The organism is Streptomyces sp. NPDC025651, from assembly GCF_055558735.1.
This window is the reverse complement of sequence record NZ_JBVHLZ010000001.1, coordinates 1,428,846-1,448,872: the sequence shown is the minus strand read 5'-3', so window position 1 is coordinate 1,448,872 and position 20,027 is coordinate 1,428,846. Positions and strand designations below refer to the sequence as shown.

At 71.0% G+C, this 20,027-nt stretch carries 15 protein-coding genes; 9 read left to right on the top strand and 6 right to left on the bottom strand.

Annotated features, from left to right (window positions below):
- Positions 1-2,580, top strand: a complete 2,580-nt coding sequence (hrpB, locus tag ACZ4D5_RS06695; RefSeq protein WP_467771225.1) for an ATP-dependent helicase HrpB — start codon at positions 1-3, stop codon at positions 2,578-2,580.
- Here hrpB and pgfA read toward each other — a convergent pair.
- The 5 genes from pgfA to polA all read right to left on the bottom strand — a co-directional run bounded on the left by pgfA (position 2,577) and on the right by polA (position 9,950).
- Positions 2,577-3,581 carry a cell envelope lipid trafficking protein PgfA gene (pgfA, locus tag ACZ4D5_RS06690; protein WP_467771224.1) on the bottom strand — a complete coding sequence of 335 codons (1,005 nt, stop codon included), beginning with the start codon at positions 3,579-3,581 and terminating at the stop codon, positions 2,577-2,579. The two genes, hrpB and pgfA, sit on opposite strands and share 4 nt — an antisense overlap.
- Positions 3,582-3,601: 20 nt before the next feature.
- A complete protein-coding gene (locus ACZ4D5_RS06685; protein ID WP_107102075.1) occupies positions 3,602-3,736 on the bottom strand; it encodes an SPW_0924 family protein in 135 nt (44 codons plus the stop codon).
- 172 nt (positions 3,737-3,908) lie between these two features.
- On the bottom strand, positions 3,909-5,702 hold the full coding sequence (locus tag ACZ4D5_RS06680; RefSeq protein ID WP_467771223.1) for a lytic transglycosylase domain-containing protein: 1,794 nt from the start codon (positions 5,700-5,702) through the stop codon (positions 3,909-3,911).
- A gap of 198 nt (positions 5,703-5,900) precedes the next feature.
- On the bottom strand, positions 5,901-6,851 hold the full coding sequence (locus ACZ4D5_RS06675; RefSeq protein ID WP_467771222.1) for a serine hydrolase: 951 nt from the start codon (positions 6,849-6,851) through the stop codon (positions 5,901-5,903).
- 357 nt (positions 6,852-7,208) lie between these two features.
- Positions 7,209-9,950: a DNA polymerase I gene (gene polA, locus ACZ4D5_RS06670; RefSeq protein ID WP_467771221.1), complete on the bottom strand. Its 2,742-nt coding sequence runs from the start codon at positions 9,948-9,950 to the stop codon at positions 7,209-7,211.
- Between the two features lie 124 nt (positions 9,951-10,074).
- Here polA and ACZ4D5_RS06665 point away from each other — a divergent pair, with 124 nt between their 5' ends.
- The 3 genes from ACZ4D5_RS06665 (at position 10,075) to ACZ4D5_RS06655 (ending at position 13,386) form a co-directional block, all read left to right on the top strand.
- Positions 10,075-12,354 carry an FdhF/YdeP family oxidoreductase gene (locus ACZ4D5_RS06665; RefSeq protein WP_467771220.1) on the top strand — a complete coding sequence of 760 codons (2,280 nt, stop codon included), beginning with the start codon at positions 10,075-10,077 and terminating at the stop codon, positions 12,352-12,354.
- A gap of 48 nt (positions 12,355-12,402) precedes the next feature.
- Positions 12,403-12,876, top strand: coding sequence for a PaaI family thioesterase (locus ACZ4D5_RS06660; protein WP_467771219.1), 474 nt, complete (start codon positions 12,403-12,405; stop codon positions 12,874-12,876).
- Positions 12,877-12,987: 111 nt separating this feature from the next.
- Complete coding sequence (locus tag ACZ4D5_RS06655) at positions 12,988-13,386, top strand: hypothetical protein (protein ID WP_467771218.1); 399 nt, start codon at positions 12,988-12,990, stop codon at positions 13,384-13,386.
- Positions 13,387-13,420: 34 nt separating this feature from the next.
- On the opposite strand, the gene ACZ4D5_RS06650 is transcribed toward ACZ4D5_RS06655, so the two are convergent.
- A complete protein-coding gene (locus ACZ4D5_RS06650) occupies positions 13,421-13,744 on the bottom strand; it encodes a hypothetical protein (RefSeq protein ID WP_467771217.1) in 324 nt (107 codons plus the stop codon).
- 523 nt (positions 13,745-14,267) lie between these two features.
- On the opposite strand from ACZ4D5_RS06650, the gene ACZ4D5_RS06645 reads away from it, so the two are divergent.
- From ACZ4D5_RS06645 to ACZ4D5_RS06625, 5 genes are all read left to right on the top strand, one after another.
- Entirely contained in the window at positions 14,268-15,524 is a 1,257-nt protein-coding gene (locus ACZ4D5_RS06645; protein WP_467771216.1) for a branched-chain amino acid ABC transporter substrate-binding protein, read from the top strand.
- A 162-nt stretch (positions 15,525-15,686) separates the two neighbouring features.
- Positions 15,687-16,616 (top strand): branched-chain amino acid ABC transporter permease, encoded by a 930-nt coding sequence (locus tag ACZ4D5_RS06640; protein ID WP_467771215.1) that lies wholly within the window; start codon positions 15,687-15,689, stop codon positions 16,614-16,616.
- 5 nt (positions 16,617-16,621) lie between these two features.
- Positions 16,622-18,466: a branched-chain amino acid ABC transporter permease gene (locus ACZ4D5_RS06635; protein ID WP_467771214.1), complete on the top strand. Its 1,845-nt coding sequence runs from the start codon at positions 16,622-16,624 to the stop codon at positions 18,464-18,466.
- A gap of 3 nt (positions 18,467-18,469) precedes the next feature.
- On the top strand, positions 18,470-19,291 hold the full coding sequence (locus ACZ4D5_RS06630; RefSeq protein WP_467771213.1) for an ABC transporter ATP-binding protein: 822 nt from the start codon (positions 18,470-18,472) through the stop codon (positions 19,289-19,291).
- Positions 19,291-20,007 (top strand): ABC transporter ATP-binding protein, encoded by a 717-nt coding sequence (locus ACZ4D5_RS06625; protein ID WP_467771212.1) that lies wholly within the window; start codon positions 19,291-19,293, stop codon positions 20,005-20,007. The genes ACZ4D5_RS06630 and ACZ4D5_RS06625 overlap by 1 nt, the downstream gene beginning before the upstream one ends.
- Positions 20,008-20,027: the final 20 nt, after the last annotated feature.

The following is a 20,027-nucleotide window of genomic DNA, read 5'->3' as shown; positions in this document are numbered from 1 at the left end:
GTGACCGGTCTCCGCTACGAAGCCCTGGATCTGCCTGTACGCGACGCGCTGCCCGCCCTTCGCTCCGCTCTGGAGGGGCCGGGCAGCGCCGTGCTGTGCGCGCCGCCCGGCACGGGCAAGACGACGCTGGTGCCCCTGGACCTGGCGGGTCTGCTCGACGACGAGGGCCCGGGTGCCGTACGTCGTGTCGTCGTCGCCGAGCCGCGGCGTATCGCCGCACGGGCCGCCGCGCGGCGGATGGCGTGGCTGCTCGGCGAGAAAGTCGGTGACGGCGTCGGGTACACGGTGCGCGGAGAGCGCGTGGTCTCGCCCCGCACGCGCGTGGAGGTCGTCACGACGGGTGTCCTGCTGCAGCGGCTGCAGCGGGAACAGGAGCTGGCCGGCGTGGACGTCGTGATCCTCGACGAGTGCCACGAGCGGCATCTGGACGCGGACACCGTGGCGGCCTTCCTGGTGGACGTGCGGGCGGCGCTGCGGCCCGAGCTGCGGCTCGTGGCGGCGTCCGCGACGACCGACGCGGAGGGCTGGGCACGGATCCTCGGGGACGCGCCCGTGGTGGAGGCGCACGGCATCGCGCATCCCGTGGAGGTGGTGTGGGCGCCGCCCCCGCGCGCGGTGCGGCCGCCGCACGGCATGCGGGTCGACCCCGCGCTGCTGACACACGTGGCCTCGGTGGTGCGGCGGGCCCTTGCCGAGCGGGACGGGGACGTCCTGTGCTTCCTGCCCGGGGTCGGCGAGATCGCGCGGGTGGCCGGGCAGTTGGGGAGTCTCGGGGACGTCGAGGTGCTGCAGGTGCACGGGCGGGCGCCCGCCGCGGTGCAGGACGCGGTGCTCGCCCCGGGTGAGCGGCGGCGGGTGGTGCTCGCGACGTCCGTGGCCGAGTCGTCCCTGACGGTGCCCGGAGTGCGGGTGGTCGTGGACGCGGGGCTCGCGCGCGAGCCGCGGGTGGACCACGCGCGCGGGCTGAGCGCGCTGACGACCGTGCGGGCCTCGCAGGCCGCGGGGCGCCAGCGGGCGGGCCGTGCCGGGCGTGAGGCGCCGGGGGCGGTGTACCGGTGCTGGGCCGAGGCGGAGGACGGGCGTCTGCCGCGCTTCCCCTCGCCGGAGATCAAGGTGGCGGACCTCGCGGCGTTCGCCCTGCAGACGGCGTGCTGGGGGGATCCGGACGCCTCCGGGCTCGCCCTCCTGGATCCTCCGCCGGGCGGCGCGATGGCGGCGGCGCGGGACGTGCTCGCGGCGGTCGGCGCGGTGGAGGCGGGCACGGGCCGCGCGACGCGGCGGGGCACGCGGATGTCCCGGGTGGGCCTGCACCCGCGCCTCGCCCGCGCCCTGCTGGACGCGGCGCCCCTCGTCGGCACCCGGCGCGCGGCGGAGGCCGTGGCCCTGCTGAGCGAGGAGCCGCCCCGGGAGTACGGCGACGACCTCGCGGGCGCCCTGCGGTCCGCGCGGCGGGGCGGGGACGCGTATGCGGCGCGCTGGCGGACCGAGGCCGGGCGCCTGGCGTCGGCGGTGCGGGACCAGGGCCCGGGAGCGTCGGGAGCGTCGGGGGCGCAGGAGTCCGCGGGCGGCGAGCGGGCCGGGAGCGACGAGTACGTCACCGGGCTCGTGGCCGCCCTCGCGTTCCCCGAGCGGGTGGCCCGGAGCGCGGGCGGCGGGGCGTTCCTCATGGCCGGCGGCACCCGCGCCGAGGTGCGGCAGGGCTCCGCGCTCGCCGGGGCGCGGTGGCTCGCCGTGGCCGTGGCCGACCGGCCGGTGGGCTCCGGGCACGCGCGCGTGCAGCTGGCCGGGCACATCGACGAGGACGTCGCACGGAGCGCCGCCGCGCCGCTGTACTCCGAGGGCGACGAGGTGGCCTGGGCCGACGGCGATCTCGTCGCGCGGCACGTCGAGCGCCTGGGGGCCGTGGAGTTGGTGGTGCGCCCCTTGCAGGAGCCCGCCCCCTCTCTCGTACGCGAGGGGCTGCTGCGAGGCCTGCGGGAGGAGGGGACGGGGCTGCTGAAGTGGTCCCGGGGCGCACAGGAGTTGCGGGAGCGGCTCGCGTTCCTGCACCGGCACCTCGGTGCGCCCTGGCCCGACGTATCGGAAGACGCCCTCCACGCGCGCGTGGACGAATGGCTTGAGCCCGAGCTGTCCAAGGCCCGGCGCCGGGCCGACCTGGCGCGGATCGACGCGGGGCAGGCGCTCGCGCGGCTCCTGCCGTGGGCGACCGGCGAGGCCGCGCGCCTGGACGAGCTGGCCCCCGAGCGCCTGGAGGTGCCGAGCGGGTCCAGGATCCGGATCGACTACGCCGACCCCGAACAGCCGGTCCTCGCCGTGAAGTTGCAGGAGATGTTCGGTCTTGCCCGGACGCCGAGGATCGCGGGCGGCGCCGTGCCCGTCCTGGTGCACCTGCTCTCCCCCGCGGGCCGTCCGGCGGCCGTCACGGCCGACCTCGCGTCCTTTTGGGGGTCGGGCTACCGCGCGGTCCGCGCCGATCTGCGCGGCCGCTACCCGAAGCACCCGTGGCCCGAGGACCCCGCCGCGGCCGAGCCGACCCGGTTCACCAAGGCCCGGCAGGCGCGGGAGGGTTCGGGCGGCTAGGCGTTGACGGGTTCCGGTTCCGGCTCGGGGTCGTCCGCCGCCTCGGGGGCCGGGTCGCCCGGCCTGCGGCTGCGGGCCTCCAGCCAGAGGGAGAGCGCCAGCAGGAGCCCGCCGAGGGCCAGGAAGCCCCAGGGCAGGTACGAGGTCAGCAGGAGCACCAGGACACGCTGCGACGTGACCAGGCCGACCGTGTCCTGGATGTAGTCCTCGCGCATCTTCACGTGGCCGGAGAAGACCGTGACCTTGTCCCGGCCGCCGAGGAGCGTGCCGCCGCGCAGTTCGTTGTTCTGGATCTCCTCGCCGTAGACGGGGGCCCCGGTGGTCGGCTCGACCCAGAACTTGCGGACCGTGGTGTACCAGCGGGTGGTGCCGGTCTTGGCGAGGGACTCCGGAGTGATGCCCTTGACCGGCATCGTCTTGGGGAAGGGCACCTTGGTCCAGGGGATGGTCTGCTCGAAGTAGTAGACCTCCATGCCGCGGAAGTTCCGGGTGCCCTTGTAGTGGATGGGCCGGGTGATGCGGGCCTGCGCGTCGAAGTACTCGTAATCCCGCTTCTCGGTCAGGAAGGGCCACTTGAACTCGATGCCCTCGCGCTTGACCGGGTCGCCGTCGACCGACTCCCCGGTGGCGTGCACCGGTTCCTGGCTGTGCGCGTCGAAGATGTAGCGCTCGGGGACCTTGGAGACCATCTTGCCCTCGGCGTCCTGGACGTAGCTGAGGGCGTCCCAGACGACGACGTCGCGGTCCGCGCTCTTCTCGATCTTCTCGGAGGCCTCCACGTCGCCCTTGAGGGTCTGCACGATGGTGACCTTGTCGACCTTCTTGGCCTTCATGCTGCCGTAGTCGATGAGGGTCGGGTTCTTCGCCTCCAGGACGGCCTCCTGGTACTGGCTCGGCGGGATCTTCGCGAGGCGCGGGAAGGCGTACCAGCGCATGAGCGGGGACATGGCCGTGAAGAACACGGCGAAGGCGAGCAGGACGAGGCTGGCCTTGCGGCGCATCGCGGCGGCCCTCCCTACGTCTACGGGTGCTTGGGGACTGTGGTGAGGAGCGGCTTGGGCGACGTCTCGCCCGGTGGGGCGCCGATCGCCGTGATCGTCAGCACCAGGGCGAACGCGACGGCGAGGCCGGTGGCGGCGGCGATGAGGGCGCGCATACGGGGCCTCCCGATTCGGCGTGCGGCCTGAACTGATAGGGCGTCAGGGCGGGCACCGTAGCAACGGAGGGGCGAGATGAGAACACGTTGCACACACACGGACCGCCCCCGCGCCGTGGAGGGCGCGGGGGCGGTCCGAAGGAGCTGCGCGGCGGCCGGGCGGCCGCCCCGGTCAGGAGCTCGGTGACGCGCTCGCGGAGGTGCTCGGAGAAGCGCTCGGTGAAGCGGTGGCGGAGTCCGTCGGCGAGGGCGTCGCGTCGGGCTCCGCCGCGGTCACCTTCAGTTCGACGGTGAGGGTGCCCCCGCCGACGGTGGCGACGCGCAGGAGGTAGGTGCCCGCCGCGTCGTCCGCGTACATCTTCGGGAGCTTCAGGACGCCGTTCGCGTCGGTCTTCAGGCCCCCCAGGGTGCGGACCGGCTTGCCGTCGGCGTCCTTGAAGTAGGGGCCCTTGTCGTTGGCCGTCGCGTCGGTCGCCGACTTGATCATCGTGGCCGTGGCCGCGACCTTGCCGGCCGCCTTGCCCTTGTACGTCGCCTTGACCTCGACCTGGTCGGCGAACTCCTTGCCCGCCTCGCACACCAGGGCCTTGTCGCCGGTCCTCACGAGCGCGTCGGCCTGGCGCGCGGTGACCTCGGCGGTGAAGTCCAGGCCGGGCAACGAACGGCCGACGACCGTGGCGCGCACCGTGAACTTCCCCGCCTTCTCGCCCGCTTCGATCTTCGGGGCGGTGGCCTTGCCGGTGGCGCCCGTGGTGACCGTGGCGCTCCTGGCGCCGCCGTCGAAGCGGGCGCCGGTGTCACCGACGATCGCGAACTTCACCTTGACCTTGGCCACGGAGGAACCCGACTTGGACTCCGTACGCACCTCGACGCGCTCGGCGAAGGCGTCGCCCGCCGTCGCGGTGAGCGTGCCGGTGCCCGCGTTCTCCAGGTGCGCGACCCGCTCGGCCGGCGAAGGCGTGGGGTCGGGGGTCTGGGAGCCGCCGTCGCCGGGCTTCTCCGGCGGCTTGGTGCTGCCGCCGCCGTCGCCGGGCTTGTTCGGGCCGGGCTTGTTCGGGCCGGGCTTCGAGCCGGACCCGCCCGGCCGCGGCGAGGGCGAACCGGAGTTGCCGGGCGTCGGGCCGACGCCGGGGATGCGTGTATCGCTGCGGTCGTCCGGCAGGACGCCCCTGCCGTCCGGGACCTCGTGGGTGCCCTTGCGGTAGTACTCCAGCCACGACAGGACCGTGTTCAGGTACTCCGTCGAGCGGTTGTAGCTGAGGATCGCCTGGTGCAGGTCGGCCTCGACGGACAGGTCGCGGTCGGCCGCGCACAGGTAGCGGCCCGCGGCGAGCGCCGCGTCGTAGATGTTGTTGGGGTCCTTCTCGCCGTCGTTGTTGCCGTCCTGGCCCCAGCTGGCCCACGTCGAGGGGATGAACTGCATGGGGCCGACCGCGCGGTCGTGCGTCGTGTCCCCGTCGTACGCGCCGCCGTCGGTGTCGGTGATCTTCGCGAAGCCCTTGCCGTTCAGGACCGGGCCGAGGATCGGCGCGAGCGTCGTGCCGTTCGCGTCGACGCGGCCGCCGCGGGCCTGGCCCGACTCGACCTTGCCGATGGCGGCGAGCAGCTGCCAGGGGAGGTTGCAGCCCGGCTTGTCGGTGGCGAGCGCGGTCTCCGCCTTCTTGTACGCGTCGAGGACGGTGGCCGGCAGGCCCGCCTCGGCCTCCTTGTCACCGCCACCGGGCGGGGCGCCGGTCGGCGGGACGGGGCTCTGCAGCGGCGGCAGGTCCGTGTAGTAAGGGGAGTTGCCGGTCGCGGAGTCACCGCCGGGCGGGGGCGTGCTGTCCGAGGAGTCCGCGGCCCACTCGTCGCGCGGGCCGTTCGTCACGCCCGGGGCCTGCGACGCGGCGAGAGCCGCCACCGCCGCCGCGGCCACCGCGGTGGTCACCGCTCCCCTGCGCAGTCGCCTGCCGAATACCGGCGCCATGACCGAGCCACCCCTCCCCTTTGACGACTGTTGCGCCGCCCCCACCTGCGTACACGCCTATTCTGCACGTACACGCTTTCCTTCGTACGCGCGTACTGCCAGTGGGCCGACCCAGGCGACACTACGACAACTTGCGGCGCCCAGGCACCCGTTCGTGCCCGGTTTTTACCGGTTGGCCGAGACGCCGCGACAGGGCTGTTACGCGGTGGACTCCCCGCCTTCGCCTTCCGTTGGTGCCGAGCCGTCCGGGACCTCGCTGATCTCGCTCTGCGGGGTCAGTCCCTGGCCCACGGCGCGGCCTCTGTTGAGCCCGCGGTGCACGGCCTGCGCGACGCGTTCCACGGTTCGCACCCCGTATGCCATCGAGGGGTTGTCGTGGGTGAGGACGGCGATGCGGTACGTGCGGCCGCCGCCGGTGAACGCGCCGATGCTGTGCACGCGCCAGCCGTGGGTGGCCCTGGGCAGCCAGCCGTTCTTGAGGTGGGCGCGGACGCCGCGCGGCATGCCCGCGGGCACGCCCCAGCGCTGGTCGCGCCGGACGTCGGCCATCTGCCGCAGACCGTACGCACGGGCGCTCGGGGCGAGCACGTCGCGGGCGCCGGTGAGCACGCCGAGCAGGCGCAGCTGGTCGGCGGCCGTGGTGCGGGTCAGGCCCCAATAGCCGGACGAGCCAAGGGTGGTGGCGGTGGTGCCGACGCGGTGCAGGAAACGGGAGAGGTAGGGGTGACCGAGGTCGTTCCAGAGCCGCCAGGCCGCGTTGTTGTCCGAGGCGGTGATCATGGGGCGGATCCGCCGCTGCTCCCAGGCGGTGAGGCCGCGGCGCCAGTCCTGGGCGCGGCGCAGGGCGGCCTCCATCATCAGGACCTTGGCGACGCTCGCGGCGTCGTAGCGGCGTCGGCTCGCGAGGTTGCAGACGAGGCCGGTGCGGGTGTCGTGCACGGAGACGGAGACACTGCCGGTCCTGTCCGACAGCGCCTCCCGGATGTCGCGTGACACCCGGGAGGCGAGGGGGCGGTCGCGGCCCGCCGTACAGAGGGCCGGGCCCTGCCGGGTACTGGCGTCGGCGGCGGTGGCGGGTATCGGCGCCAGCAGCGCCGCGGTGACCGCCGCGACCAGGGCCGCGCGGCACGTTCGCAGGTGAGGGGCCATGCCCCTCATCCTGACCGCGCCCTCGCGCGGGGGCGTTTCACCGGGGGCCACGTGGGTGAGGCCGCGGAATTCGGCTGCGGGTGGTTCGTGGTTGCTCGCGCGGTTCCGCCGCGCCCCGTGAGGGGCGCGGGGAACTGCGCGCTCAGCCACAGAAAAGCCGCAGACACGACCACACGGCAACGCCCCTGCAAGGGGCGCGGGGAACCGCGCGAGCAACCACGGCTCACCCGCAGCAACGGACACACCGCAACGCCCTCGAAGGGGGCGCGGGGAACCGCGCGACCAGCCACGACTCACCCGCAGCCGAGAACGACACCGCCCCTCCACGAACCCCTTCCGCCGCCCCGCCCGGGAGGGCTAGTGCGCCGCGGACTCCCAGTCCGCGCCGACCCCCACCGAAACATCCAACGGCGCCCGCAGGGCCACCGCTCCCGCCATCTCCCGACGGACCAGCTCCTCCACCTTCGCCCGCTCACCGGGGGCGATCTCCAGGACGATTTCGTCGTGGACCTGGAGCAGCATCCGGGAGTCGAGCCGCGCCTCGGTGAGCGCCCGGTGCACGTTCAGCATGGCGATCTTGACGATGTCCGCTGCCGTGCCCTGGATCGGGGCGTTCAGCGCCATCCGCTCGGCCATCTCGCGGCGCTGGCGGTTGTCGCTGTTGAGGTCGGGGAGGTAGCGGCGGCGGCCGAGCATCGTCTCCGTGTACCCCGTGGCGCGGGCCTCGTCGACGACGCGGCGCAGATAGTCGCGCACGCCGCCGAACCGCTCGAAGTAGGTGTCCATCAGCGAACGGGCCTCGCCCGCGTCGATGTTCAGCTGCTGGGAGAGGCCGAACGCGGACAGGCCGTACGCCAAGCCGTACGACATGGCCTTGATCTTGCGCCGCATCTCCGCGTCGACCTCGGAGCGCTCCACCGCGAACACCTGCGAGGCGACCGTCGTGTGCAGGTCCTCGCCGGAGGTGAACGCCTCCAGGAGGCCCTCGTCCTCGGAGAGGTGGGCCATCACGCGGAGTTCGATCTGGCTGTAGTCCGCGGTCATCAGGGACTCGAAGCCCTCGCCGACCACGAAGCCGCGGCGGATCGCCCTGCCCTCGTCCGTACGGACCGGGATGTTCTGGAGGTTGGGGTCCGTGGAGGACAGGCGGCCCGTCGCCGCCACCGTCTGGTTGAAGGTGGTGTGGATGCGGCCGTCCGCGGCGATCGTCTTGATCAGGCCCTCGACGGTGACGCGCAGCTTCGCCTGCTCGCGGTGGCGGAGCATGATGACCGGCAGTTCGTTCTCCGTCTGGGCCGCCAGCCAGGCCAAGGCGTCCGCGTCCGTGGTGTAGCCGGTCTTCGTCTTCTTGGTCTTGGGGAGGTTCAGCTCGCCGAAGAGGACTTCCTGGAGCTGCTTGGGCGAGCCCAGGTTGAACTCGTGCCCCGCCGCGGCGTGCGCCTCCTTCACGGCCTGCTGCACCGCGCCCGCGAACTGCTGCTCCATGGCCTCCAGATGGGCGCGGTCGGCCGCGATGCCGTGCCGCTCCAGGCGGGCGAGCAGCGTGGACGTCGGCAGCTCGACGTCCTTCAACAGGTCGCCCGCGCCCACCTCCTGGAGCTTCTCGCCGAAGGCCGCGCCCAGGTCGAGGACGGTGCGGGCCTGGGCCATCAGGGACTCGGCCTCGGCCTGGTCGTCCTCCTCCGTGCCGAAGGCGAGCTGGCCGTCGGCCGCCGAGGCGGGGGCCAGCTCACGGCCCAGGTACTCCAGGGAGAGGGCGTCCAGGGCGAAGGAGCGGCGGCCGGGCTTGACCAGGTACGCGGCGAGCGCCGTGTCCATGGTGACGCCGTCCACCGTCCAGCCGTGCTCGGGGAAGACCCGCATCGCGCCCTTGGCGTTGTGCATGACCTTGGGCTTGGCCGGGTCGGAGATCCAGGCCGCGAAGGCGTTCTCGTCGGACTCGTCGAGCGTCGACGGGTCGAACCAGGCGGCCGCTCCTCCGGCGGCGGCGAGCGCCACCTCGGTGACTGTGCCCGCGCCGAGCTGCCAGGTGTCGACCGTGGCGACGCCGAGCACCGCCTTGCCGTGCTCGGCCAGCCACGGGGCGAGCTCGCCCGCTCCGAGGACCGCGCCGTCCAGCTCGACGCCCGGCTGGGCCGGGGTCTGCTCGGCCTCCTCGGCGCCCGGGTCGACGGCCAGGAGGCGCTCGCGCAGCGAGGGGTTACGGATCTCCAGGGTGTCCAGGACCATGGCGAGCGCCGTGCGGTCGTACGGAGCGCGCTCCAACTCCTCGACCGTCTTGGGCAGTTCGACGTCACGCACCATCTCGGTCAGGCGGCGGTTGAGCTTGACCGCCTCCAGGTGGTCGCGGAAGTTCTGCCCGGCCTTGCCCTTGACCTCCTCGGCGCGCTCCACGAGGTCGGCGAACGAGCCGAACTGGTTGATCCACTTCGCGGCGGTCTTCTCGCCGACGCCGGGGATGCCGGGGAGGTTGTCCGACGGGTCGCCGCGCAGCGCCGCGAAGTCGGGGTACTGGCTCGGGGACAGGCCGTACTTCTCCTGGACCTTGTCCGGGGTGAAGCGCGTCAGCTCCGAGACGCCCTTCGTGGGGTACAGCACCGTCACGTGGTCGGTGATCAGCTGGAAGGAGTCCCGGTCGCCCGTGACGATCAGGACCTCGAAGCCCGCCGCCTCGGCCTGGGTGGCCAGGGTGGCGATGACGTCGTCCGCCTCGAAGCCGTCGACCGCGAAGCGCACCGCGTGCATCGCGTCGAGCATCTCGCCGATCAGCTCGACCTGGCCCTTGAACTCGTCGGGGGTCTTGGAGCGGTTCGCCTTGTACTCGGGGAACTCCTCGGAGCGCCACGTCTTGCGCGAGACGTCGAAGGCCACCGCGAAGTGCGTGGGCGCCTCGTCGCGCAGCGTGTTCGCCAGCATCGACGCGAAGCCGTAGATCGCGTTCGTCGGCTGGCCCGTCGCGGTCGTGAAATTCTCCGCGGGCAGCGCGAAGAACGCCCGGTACGCCAGGGAGTGCCCGTCCATGAGGAGCAGGCGGGGCCGCTGCTCGCCACTCGGCTTCGTCGCGGTCTCGGACTTCTTCTTCGCTGCTTTTTCTGCCACGTCCCCGATCCTGCCACGCCCCACTGACAGTCCGGTCCCAGGCAGCCCCGGCCCCCGGCATTGTCACCGTCGCGTGGGAGGATCGGAGACATAGCTCACGCACGTGCTCGAAGGGGAGCCGACCATGGCAAGCAAGCCGCCCAAGGGCGATCCGGTCCAGGACGCGCCGCAGGTCGCACAGGTGCAGCACGCGGCGGCGGGGCTGCCGGCCATCGGTCACACCCTGCGCATCGCCCAGCAGCAGATGGGCGTGCGCCGCACCGCGCTGACGCTGCTGCGCGTCAATCAGAAGGACGGCTTCGACTGCCCCGGCTGCGCCTGGCCCGAGCCGGACCACCGCCACAAGGCGGAGTTCTGCGAGAACGGTGCGAAGGCGGTCGCCGAGGAAGCCACGCTGCGCCGCGTCACCCCCGACTTCTTCGCCGCGCACCCGGTCGCGGACCTCGCCACCCGCAGTGGGTACTGGCTGGGGCAGCAGGGCCGCCTCACCCACCCCATGTACCTGGCGGAGGGCGCCGCCTCGTACGAGCCCGTCTCCTGGGAGCGGGCCTTCGACATCATCGCCGAGGAGATCGCGGCGCTGGAGAGCCCGGACGAGTCCGTCTTCTACACCTCGGGGCGCACCAGCAACGAAGCGGCGTTCCTGTACCAGCTGTTCGCCCGCGAGCTCGGCACGAACAACCTCCCCGACTGCTCGAACATGTGCCATGAGTCGTCGGGCTCCGCGCTGACCGAGACGATCGGCATCGGCAAGGGCAGCGTCCTCCTGGAGGACCTCTACAAGTCGGACCTGATCATCGTCGCCGGCCAGAACCCCGGCACGAACCACCCGCGCATGCTCTCCGCCCTGGAGAAGGCCAAGCGCGGCGGCGCGAAGATCATCACGGTCAATCCGCTGCCCGAGGCGGGCCTGGAGCGCTTCAAGAACCCGCAGACCCCGCAGGGCATGCTCAAGGGCACCGCCCTGACCGACCTCTTCCTGCAGATCCGCCTCGGCGGCGACCAGGCCCTCTTCCGCCTCCTGAACAAGCTGATCCTCGAGACGGACGGCGCGGTGGACGAGGAGTTCGTCCGCGAACACACCCATGGGTACGAGGAGTTCGCCGCCGCCGCACGGGACGCCGACTGGGACGAGACGCTGAAGGCCACGGGCCTGACCCGCGAGCGCATCGAGGAAGCGCTGCGCATGGTGCTCGCCTCGAAGCGCACCGTCGTGTGCTGGGCGATGGGCCTGACCCAGCACAAGCACGCCGTGCCGACGATCCGCGAGGTCGTCAACTTCCTGCTGCTGCGCGGCAACATCGGCCGTCCGGGCGCGGGCGTCTGCCCGGTGCGCGGCCACTCGAACGTGCAGGGCGACCGCACGATGGGCATCTTCGAGCGGCCCGCGCCCGCCTTCCTCGACGCCCTGGAGAAGGAGTTCGGCTTCGCGCCGCCCCGCCACCACGGCCTGGACGTCGTCCGCGCCATCAAGGCGCTGCGGGACGGCGAGGCGAAGGTGTTCTTCGCGATGGGCGGCAACTTCGTCGCGGCCTCTCCCGACACGGACGTGACGGAGTCGGCGATGCGCCGCGCCCGCCTGACCGTGCACGTCTCGACGAAGCTGAACCGCTCGCACGCCGTCACGGGCGCGCGTGCCCTGATCCTGCCGACGCTGGGCCGCACCGAGCGCGATGTCCAAGGGAGCGGCGAACAATTCGTGACCGTCGAGGACTCGATGGGCATGGTGCACGCCTCGCGCGGCCGTCTGGAGCCCGCGAGCAAGCAGCTCCTGTCCGAGCCCGCCATCGTATGCCGCCTCGCCCGCCGGGTCCTCGGCAGCGCATCCCGTACGCCCTGGGAGGAGTTCGAGAAGGACTACGCCACCGTGCGCGACCGCATCGCGCGCGTGATCCCCGGCTTCGAGGACTTCAACGAGAAAGTGGCCCGCCCCGGCGGCTTCGCCCTGCCGCACGCCCCGCGCGACGAGCGCCGCTTCCCCACGGCCACCGGCAAGGCCAACTTCACGGCGGCCCCCGTCGAGTACCCGGAGGTGCCCGAGGGGCGGCTGCTGCTGCAGACCCTGCGCTCCCACGACCAGTACAACACCACGATCTACGGCCTCGACGACCGCTACCGCGGCATCAAGAACGGCCGCCGCGTCGTCCTCGTCAACCCGGACGACGCCCGCGAACTCGGCCTCGCCGAGGGGACGTACGCCGATCTCGTCAGCGAGTGGCAGGACGGCGTGGAGCGCCGCGCGGACGGCTTCCGGATCGTGCTCTATCCGACCGCCCGGGGGTGCGCCGCCGCGTACTACCCCGAGACCAACGTGCTGGTCCCGCTGGACGCCACCGCGGACACCAGCAACACCCCTGCCAGCAAGTCCGTCGTCGTACGCCTGGAACAATCGGCGATCGACTGAGCGTTTGCTCAGCGACAAGGTGACGACGAACGAACGGAGCAGGGCCCCATGGGCGAGCAGCACCACGTGAAGTTCCCGCAGGAGGTCATCGACGAGTACGCCTCGCTCGGTGTCGACCTGCCCTCCCTGTTCTCCGCGGGACACCTCGGCACCCGCATGGGCGTCCAGGTCCTGGAGGCCTCCGCCGAGCGCGTCGTCGGCACCATGCCGGTCGAGGGCAACACCCAGCCGTACGGCCTGCTGCACGGCGGCGCGTCCGCGGTGCTCGCCGAGACCCTCGGCTCGGTCGGCGCGATGCTGCACGGCGGCGCCACCAAGCTCGCGGTCGGCGTCGACCTGAACTGCACGCACCACCGCGGCGCCCGCTCCGGCCTGGTCACCGGCGTCGCGACCCCCGTGCACCGGGGCCGCTCCACGGCCACGTACGAGATCGTGATCAGCGACGAGCAGGACAAGCGGGTGTGCAGCGCGCGCCTGACGTGCATGCTGAAGGACGTGCCGACGAACGGCACGGCCGGCTGATCCCGGACGGCGGGCGCACAGCGCGAGCCACAGCGCGGACCCCTCGGGCGAGCGCACACGGCGGGCGCACACGCATTGTCGGAGCGTGAGGCTCCGGTCTAGCGTCGGTGCATGAGGCACCGGATACGGCTCTGTGCGCTCGCCCTCGCTCTCCCCCTGACCCTCTCCACCGCCGGCTGCGGCGACTCCGGAGCCCCGGAGACCGGCGCCACCAAGAGCGGCCCCGAGGCCTCCCCCAGCTCCACGTCGCCCTCCGACCTGTGCGCCACGATCATCACCACGTGGGCCCGGCAGATCTACGACTCGGGCGACCCCGGCTACGGCGACTACCAGTCGATGGGCCTGTCGAACGGGCAGTACGCGATCCTGCGCGACGTCCTGGACGCCGCACGCGCCGAGCGCCGCAGCGAATCGGCCGCCGCAGGACGGAAGTTGATCGACCGTCAGGCACGTGAGCGGTGCGCCGAGCGCTACCGCGACGGCGGGCCGAGCGGCGGGCCGTGGGTGTGAACGCCATCGGCCCGGTCGAGCCGGGCGAGGACACCTACGACCACGAGACGGCGCGGCCGCCCCAGGCGCGGCTCGACCCGCGGCGGCGCCGGCGCCGCCGCACCGCCCTCGCGGTCACGGCGGCCGCGATCGTCGGCGCCGCCGGACTCACCCTGTACCTGACCCGCCCGGAGCCGCCGCCCCCACCGCCGCCGCCCCGGCCGTCGCAGAGCGTGGCGGTGCGGTACGCGGGCGGGATGTCCCACCCCTCCGCGGGCGACCGGAGGTTCACCTTCTCCGTCACCCTCACCCAGGAGTCGGGACCGCCGACGACCGTCCGCCGGGTCGCCCAGCCGTCGGCGGCGCTTTCGGTCGGCACATCCCCTCCCACCCCTTTCGCGGTGAAAACGGGAACGCCCCGGAAGTTGATCATCACGATGCACATCCGCGAATGCGGAGAAGTGCCACGGAATGCCGGACTCCCTTTCCTGGAAGTAACACTGCGTAATGTGCGCGCAATCGAGAAGCAGAGTTACATCCTCGGTCCGGAATACGCGAATGATCTTTCTCGCGCCCTCACCGCCGCATGCCCGCGAACACCGGTGTCATGAGTCAAACACACTTACAGTCCTGCCAGTTGTCCTGGAGATTCTCAGCATGCGGATACGTCGAGATCCACCGAACAAGGCCATATTCAGCCCCAACCGCCCCCTGCGTTCCAGCCCGGAATACTCCGTGGCATAACAAGAGCGTCACAGCCTTGGTCCGACCACTCCACCTGGAACAAAGGCGCCCTTAGAGTCACGGCCAGTCACCGCGCCCACCGGATTCCTGTCAGTTCGGTTCCGCGCTCGACTCGGCATCCCAACAAGGGACAGCCGTGCCAGGGGAAAGGACTGATCGTGCGTCAACGTTCGCTCATAGCCATCACCGCCGCACTCACCGCCGGGGCTCTCACCCTCACCGCCTGTGGCTCGCGCGACGACAGCAAGGACAAGAACTCCGAGGGCGGCGACACCACGGTGGTCATCGGCGTCGACGCCCCGCTGACCGGTGAGCTCTCCGCACTGGGCCTCGGTATCCGCAACTCCGTCGACCTGGCCGCCAAGCAGGCCAACGAGAAGAACTACGTCGACGGCGTCAAATTCAAGATCCAGGCCCTCGACGACCAGGGACAGCCCTCGTCCGGCCAGACCAACGCCACCAAACTCGTCGCCGACGAGGACGTGCTCGGCGTCGTCGGCCCCCTGAACTCCTCGGTCGCCGAGTCGATGCAGAAGGTCTTCGACGACGCCAAACTCGTCCAGGTCTCCCCCGCCAACACCAACCCCGCCCTCACCCAGGGCGCGGACTGGAACGGCGGCAAGAAGGCACGCCCGTACAAGTCCTACTTCCGCACGGCGACCACCGACGCCATCCAGGGCCCGTTCGCCGCGCAGTACCTGTACAACACGGCCAAGAAGAAGAAGGTCTACGTCGTCGACGACAAGAAGACCTACGGCGCGGGCCTCGCCGGCACCTTCAAGGACGAGTTCACCAAGCTCGGCGGCAAGGTCGTCGGCACCGAGCACATCAACCCCGACACCAAGGACTTCGCGGCCGTCGCCACCAAGATCCGCAACAGCGACGCCGACCTCGTCTACTACGGCGGCGAGTACCCCCAGGCAGGCCCCCTCAGCAAGCAGATCAAGCAGGCCGGGTCCAAGGCCCCGCTCGTCGGCGGCGACGGCATCTACAGCGCCGACTTCATCAAGCTCTCGGGCAAGCAGGGCATCGGCGACTACGCCACCTCCGTCGGCCAGCCCGTCGAGGATCTGTCCTCCGCCAAGGAGTTCATCGCCAACTACAAGAAGGCCGGCTACAAGGAGGCCTACGAAGCCTACGGCGGCTACTCCTACGACAGCGCCTGGGCCATCATCGAGGCCGTCAAGAAGGTCGTCGACGACAACGACGGCAAACTCCCCACCGGTGACGACACCCGCTCCAAGGTCATCGACGCCATGAAGGACGTCTCCTTCGACGGCGTGACCGGCAAGGTCTCCTTCGACGAGTACGGCGACGCCACCAACAAGCAGCTCACCGTGTACCAGGTGAAGTCGACCGACCCCAAGACCGGCTGGAAGCCCGTCAAGTCCGGCACCTACACCGGGTCCAACTAGCACCCGACCGCAGCCCACGACAAACCGCGCGGGGCGCCGCAAGCCAGCGCCCCGCGCGGTGTCGCATCCGTCGCATTCGTCACCTGGAACGTGCGGCCGCACGCAGGCCGATGAGCCACCGCGAAACGGCCGTACGACAACGAAAGACTCGGAGGACCTGCGGTGCACGAACTGCCGCAACAGCTGGTCAACGGCCTGCTATTGGGATCCATGTACGGCCTGATCGCCATCGGCTACACAATGGTCTACGGCATCGTCCAGCTCATCAACTTCGCCCACGGCGAGATCTTCATGACCGGCGGTTTCGGTGCCCTCACGGTCTGGCTCTGGCTCCCCGGCGGAACCAGCGTGTGGACCGCACTCCCCCTCATGCTGATCGGCGCCATCTTCGTCTCCACCACCATCGCCATCGGCGCCGAACGATTCGCCTACCGCCCTCTGCGCGGAGCACCACGCCTCGCCCCGCTCATCACCGCCATCGGCCTCTCGCTCGCCCTGCAACAGGCGGTCTGGGCCTGGTACCCCGAGGCCAAGTCGGCCCGCTCCTTCCCCGAACTGCCCGGCGGCACCATCCACATCGGCTCCGTCACCATGCAGCCCGGCGACGTCTTCCTCCTCATCACCGCCCCCCTCTGCATGATCGCCCTCGGCTACTTCGTCATGAAGACGCGCATCGGACGCGGCATGCAGGCCACCGCCCAGGACCCCGACACCGCCAAACTGATGGGAATCAACACCGACCGCGTCATCGTCGTCGCCTTCGCCATCGGCGCCGCCTTCGCAGGCATCGCCGCCGTCGCCCGCGGCCTCAAGTACGGCCAGATCGACTTCCGCATGGGATTCATCCTCGGCCTCAAAGCCTTCACCGCGGCCGTGCTCGGCGGCATCGGCAACATCTACGGCGCCATGATCGGCGGCGTCGTCCTCGGCCTCGCCGAATCCATGGCCACCGCGTACATCAACGACGTACCCGGCATGGACAAACTCGGCGGCCAGTCCTGGGCCGATGTCTGGGCGTTCGTACTCCTCATCATCGTCCTCCTCGTCAGGCCCCAGGGCCTTCTCGGCGAGCGCGTCGCGGACAGGGCGTGACATCCATGACCACACAGACCACAGCGACCGACAGCCCCCGCCCGCACAAGGAGAAGGCCCCCACCGGCCTCATCTCCATCCCGCCCGGACCCGCCCGCGCGCTGGCCACCGGCGGCGGCGCCCTCACCGTCGTCTCCGCATTCCTCGCCTGGACCTGGACCGCCGCGTTCCCCGGCGACCTCACCGTCTACGGCTACCCCGGCGGCCTCCAATGGCTCGTCCTCATCGCGGGCGCCCTGACCACACTCTTCGGCCTCGCCTCCTACGGCGTGCGGGGCATACGCGCACTCGCCCCCGCCGGAGCCGACGCCGCCCTCAAATACGCCGCACTCGCCGCCTTCGCCACCGCCTGGTACACGATGCTCGCCATCAGCGCGGAACTCGGCGGACTCGCCAACCTCGAACCCGGCGGCTGGATCGCCGCCATCGCCACCCTCGCCGCACTCCTCGGCGCCCTCGCACTACCCTTCAAACGGCCGCACACCTACCCGGTGGACCCCGAAGACAGCACCTGGGAACAGCTCAAACACCACGCCCGCAACGGCCGGGCCATCCTCAAGGGCGCCTTCGCCGCCGAGGCACCCCCCACACCACGCAAACTCAACTCGTACATCGAGATCCTGATCATCATCGCGGCCCTCGCCGTCGGCCTGCTCGTCTTCACCTACGGCATCGGCACCGAGTACGACCAACTCTTCATCGGATTCCTCATCACCGTCGGCTTCGGCTTCGCCGCACTCGCCAAAGCCGGACTCGTCGCCCACGTCTCCACCTACACCGCACGACACCGCAACATCACCCTCATCGGGGCATTCCTCGCCGCCGCCGCGTTCCCCTTCACCCAGAGCAACGACCAGTACGCCACCACCGGCGTCTACATCCTCATCTTCGCCACCGTCGCCCTCGGCCTGAACATCGTCGTCGGCCTCGCCGGACTCCTCGACCTCGGATACGTCGCCTTCCTCGGCGTCGGCGCCTACGCCGCCTCCATGGTCTCCGGAGCCCCGTCCTCGCCCTTCGACGTCCACCTGCCCTTCTGGGGCGCCATCCTCGTCGGCGCCTGCGCCTCACTGATCTTCGGCGTCCTCATCGGCGCCCCCACCCTGCGCCTGCGCGGCGACTACCTCGCCATCGTCACCCTCGGCTTCGGCGAGATCTTCCGCATCGCCGCCAACAACTCCGACGGATCCTCGGGCCCCGACATCACCAACGGCTCCAACGGCATCTCCTCCATCCCGAACCTGAAGATCTTCGGCTTCGACTTCGGCCTGGAGCACACCGTCGCGGGCTTCACCATCGGCCGCTTCGCGAACTACTTCTTCCTGATGCTGCTCATCACCCTCGTCGTCGTCCTCGTCTTCCGACGCAGCGGCGACTCCCGCATCGGGCGCGCCTGGGTCGCCATCCGCGAGGACGAGACCGCCGCACTCGCCATGGGCATCAACGGCTTCCGCGTCAAGCTCATCGCCTTCGCACTCGGCGCCTCCCTCGCCGGACTCGCCGGAACCGTGCAAGCACACGTGACCTACACCGTCACACCCGAGCAGTACCTCTTCGCCAACTCCGTGCCCCCCAACTCCGCCTTCCTCCTCGCAGCCGTCGTCCTCGGCGGCATGGGCACCATCAGCGGCCCCCTCGTCGGCGCCGCACTGCTCTACCTCATCCCGAACAAGCTCCAATTCCTCGGCGATTACCAGCTTTTCGCCTTCGGGCTCGCCCTCGTGCTCCTCATGCGCTTCCGCCCCGAAGGCCTCATCCCCAACCGCCGCCGCCAGCTCGAGTTCCACGAGGCCGAACTCGAACCCGGCGAGACGCCGCCGCCCGCAGTCCTCAGCAAGACAGGGGCCTGACCCATGACCACAGACACCACCCACGAGGACACCACCCCGGCCACCCCGGTCGGCGAGACCGTCCTCGACGCCCGCGGCGTCACCATGCGCTTCGGCGGCCTGACCGCCGTCCGCTCCGTCGACCTCACCGTCAACAGCGGCGAGATCGTCGGCCTCATCGGCCCCAACGGCGCCGGCAAGACCACCTTCTTCAACTGCCTCACCGGCCTCTACATCCCCACCGAGGGCGAAGTCCGGTACAAGGGCACGGTCCTGCCCGCCAAGTCGTTCAAGGTCACGGCGGCCGGCATCGCCCGCACCTTCCAGAACATCCGCCTCTTCGCCAACATGACCGTCCTGGAGAACGTCCTCGTCGGCCGTCACACGCGGACGAAGGAAGGCCTCTGGTCGGCACTCCTCCGCGGCCCCGGCTTCCACAAGGCCGAGGCCGCCTCCCGAGCCCGCGCCATGGAGCTCCTGGAGTTCGTCGGCCTCGCCGACAAGGCCGACCACCTCTCCCGCAACCTCCCCTACGGAGAGCAGCGGAAGCTGGAGATCGCGCGGGCCCTGGCGAGCGAGCCCGGCCTCCTGCTCCTCGACGAGCCGACGGCCGGCATGAACCCGCAGGAGACCCGCGCCACCGAGGAACTGGTCTTCGCCATCCGGGAGATGGGCATCGCCATCCTCGTCATCGAGCACGACATGCGCTTCATCTTCAACCTCTGCGACCGTGTCGCCGTCCTGGTCCAGGGCGAGAAACTCGTCGAAGGCACCAGCGAGACGGTCCAACAGGACGACCGCGTCATCGCCGCGTACCTCGGCGAACCCTTCGAGGAGAACAACTGATGGCCGCACTCCTTGAGGTCGAGGACCTCCGCGTCGCCTACGGCAAGATCGAGGCCGTCAAAGGCATCTCGTTCACCGTCGAAGCCGGCCAGGTCGTCACCCTGATCGGCACCAACGGCGCGGGCAAGACCACCACACTGCGCACCATCTCCGGACTCCTGAAGCCCGTCGCGGGCTCGATCAGGTTCAACGGCAAACCCCTGCGCAAGTACCGCGCCGACCAGATCGTGCAACTGGGCCTCGCCCACTCCCCCGAAGGCCGGCACATCTTCCCGCGCATGACCATCGAGAACAACCTCCGCCTCGGCGCCTACCTGCGCTCCGACAAGGCGGCCATCGAGAAGGACATCGCGCGCGCGTACGAGCTCTTCCCGATCCTGGGAGAGCGCAGGAAGCAGGCCGCGGGCACCCTCTCGGGCGGCGAGCAGCAGATGCTCGCGATGGGCCGGGCCCTGATGTCCCAGCCCAAGCTCCTGATGCTCGACGAGCCCTCCATGGGCCTCTCGCCGATCATGATGCAGAAGATCATGGCCACCATCGCCGAGCTCAAGGCGAACGGCACGACCATCCTCCTCGTCGAGCAGAACGCCCAGGCGGCGCTCTCCCTCGCCGACCAGGGCCACGTCATGGAGGTCGGCAGGATCGCCCTCTCCGGGACGGGCGAGGACCTGCTGCACGACGAGTCGGTGCGCAAGGCGTACCTGGGCGAGGACTGAATCTCGTACATACGTGTACG